2 protein-coding genes are annotated in these 2,095 nt (G+C 56.3%); both read right to left on the reverse strand.

Features of this window, described 5'->3' with window-relative positions:
• Positions 1–121 precede the first annotated feature (121 nt).
• Positions 122–658 (reverse strand): NUDIX hydrolase, encoded by a 537-nt coding sequence (locus JUK32_RS00255; RefSeq protein ID WP_204136867.1) that lies wholly within the window; start codon positions 656–658, stop codon positions 122–124.
• 19 nt (positions 659–677) lie between these two features.
• Positions 678–1,490: a radical SAM protein gene (locus JUK32_RS00260; RefSeq protein ID WP_204136868.1), complete on the reverse strand. Its 813-nt coding sequence runs from the start codon at positions 1,488–1,490 to the stop codon at positions 678–680.
• Positions 1,491–2,095 lie beyond the last annotated feature (605 nt).

The following is a 2,095-nucleotide window of genomic DNA, read 5'->3' on the forward strand; positions in this document are numbered from 1 at the left end:
TTGTCATCGTTGGGTTTCGTGACCTCAACCCAATCTACACTGACCCACAATTTGAAAGTTGACAGACCACTAGTGCCATTCGATGGAAATTTGCATCCCCTTTCTTATCTGGGGGCGTGAGCTAGTGGCTGTGGGTGGCCAGCGCTTGCCATTCGCGCAGCACGGCCCGACATTGCAAACAGGTGAGCTGATCGGCTAAACGCTGTATCCCCGCTGCGTTGCAAGGGTAGTGGCGGTGCGGCTGGGTAGGCTGACAAGGCGCAGTGAGTTGGGCCACCATGCCAAACAACCGCTGATTCGAAAAGGAACTGTTGACGGGCCAACCGTGGGGATTCAACAGCATGAGTTGCAGATCTTGAGACCCGTCAATCCCCAACTCGCGCTGCAAAATTTGCCGGGCTGCGGTGACGAGGGGCAGCTCAGGGGCCACGCGGCCGCCGGGAAAGTCTAAGGTGGTGGTGCCGACGCCGGGGCGATAGGTCGGTTCGGGGAGGAGCATGACATCTCCCAGCAGGGGCAGCACAATCAGGGAGTGGGCGCGCTCGACTCGCCAATATTCCAGCAAGTCACCCTGCTCGGTTTCGAGCTGCTCACCGATGAGGGTAAACCAGCGGGTCTCTAAGTTGAGGAAGCGATCGCGCACCGCCCAGTCACACATGAGCTAGAGCCTCCAAAAGTCAACAAGCAGAGAGGGGTGTGGCTTCATAGCGGTGACGCACCGGCAGGGGCAAATCGGCCTGTAATTGATGGCCCAAGGCCGTTAGCACTTCGGCAGAAACGGACCGAGGCTGCCGCCAGTGCGGATCAGCGGGTCCGTCATGGTTGCCCCGAGCGTCTAGTTGATGGGTCAACGGTCGGGGCCGTAGGGGCGTGTTGAGCTGTACCTCATCCGGCATCAAAGCCCGAATGACCGCTTTGTAGCGCTCCACATCCAGCTTGCTCCAAGGCTCCGTCACCATGGTCTGAATCGTAAATTGTCCGGCAAACTGCTCACGGAAGGTCATGATGCCCGCCAGCACTTGGTCGAGGTTTAGCCCTGCCACAGGACGGTTGAGCGCTTGCCATTGGCCCGCAGTGACGGCGTCGATTTTGACTGCGACGATATCGGCAGCGGCTAAGTCTTGGCGCACGGCACGATCGCCCAACAAGGTGCCATTGGTCAGCACCACCACTGGCCGATGCAGTTGCGCGCGCGCGATCGCAATTACGGGGGCCAGATTGCTGGCGAGGGTCGGTTCACCGCTGCCGCTCAAAGTGACCACATCGATCGCGTCGCTGGCTGCCGCGAACTGTTGCAACTCCGTCTGCACTTGCTGAGTGGGCACAAACTCAGCGCGATCGCAGGTCAACTGTTCAATGGTGCCGAGCTGGCAATAGCGACAGTGCAACGAGCAGGTCGAGACCGCCCCGAGCAGATCGATGCCTAAAGATTGACCAAATCGCCAGGACCGGACTGGTCCATAAATTGCGGGTACAGTTATCGAGGTCATGGCACCCAATTACTCCCAAAGCTGAAGCGTCTATGCTTTTCAATCTGACCGAAGTCATCGGCTTTGGCACGGAATAGCAATAATCTGCAAAGGTTTGCCTCTAGTTGCTTAAACAGGCATTCATCTATTTCGTGCCCCCAGCCCCTTCTCCCAGTTTTGGGAGAAGGAGAGCCGGAAAAGTCCCTCTCCCAATTTTGGGCTGCGACGTACACACATCTCGATGGCTCCCTCAACATGCTGCATTGGCCCCCCTTTATCCTCCCAATTCTGGGAGGAGACCAGAATTCAAAGTCCCCCAAACTTGGGGGATTTAGGGGGCTGAATCGCTGGCAAGGCATGACGGATAATTTGTGTATACGTAGTAGCCCAGTTTTGGGAGAGGGATTTACGGTGAGGGTAAACAGCCTGGTGCATCAAATATCTAATTACTCTTAAAAAGTTATCCACTAGGCAAAACTCTATCAAAGACTTGTATCGCAAGGTTTGTGGCCTTGAGTTGCGGGGGGTAAAACCTCGCCGCCTGCGGCACCTCTCCTTACCAAGGCTACTAAGTACACACAAGTCATGTTGTAGTAGGATGCTGCCAGAAAACATGGGGTCATCGA

The sequence above is a fragment of the Halomicronema sp. CCY15110 genome, from assembly GCF_016888165.1.
Classification (GTDB): domain Bacteria; phylum Cyanobacteriota; class Cyanobacteriia; order Phormidesmidales; family Phormidesmidaceae; genus Halomicronema.

Coding starts and splice junctions, on each gene's coding strand:
- JUK32_RS00255 (WP_204136867.1), bottom strand. CDS start 658: ATGTGTGACTGGGCGGTGCGCGATCGCTTCCTCAACTTAGAGACCCGC.
- JUK32_RS00260 (WP_204136868.1), bottom strand. CDS start 1,490: ATGACCTCGATAACTGTACCCGCAATTTATGGACCAGTCCGGTCCTGG.